Genomic DNA, 265 nt, shown 5'->3' on the forward strand with positions numbered 1-265 from the left:
GTGGCCCAATCCATGATCGCAACGAGATAGAGGAAGCCTCGGCGCATCGGTAGATATGTCACGTCCGCACACCACACCTGATTGGGCCGCTCGATCTTCATGTCCAGCAGCAGATAGGGATAAATCCGATGCTCCGGGTGCGGATCGCTCGTGCGCGGGCGCTGGTAGATCGCCGCCAGCCCCATCTGCGCCATCAGCTGTCGTACCCGGCGGCGGCCCACCGCATGACCAAGCCGCTGCAGGTGCCGCACCATCTGCCGGCTGC

Annotated in this window: 1 protein-coding gene; it reads right to left on the minus strand. The window is 64.2% G+C overall.

Annotated elements, in window-relative coordinates; translation table 11 throughout:
• On the minus strand, window positions 1-265 hold a 265-nt coding region (locus IEX64_RS24515), incomplete at both ends, for an IS3 family transposase (RefSeq protein ID WP_373290182.1).

It is taken from the genome of Novosphingobium indicum, assembly GCF_014645195.1.
In the GTDB taxonomy this organism is placed as follows: domain Bacteria; phylum Pseudomonadota; class Alphaproteobacteria; order Sphingomonadales; family Sphingomonadaceae; genus Novosphingobium; species Novosphingobium indicum.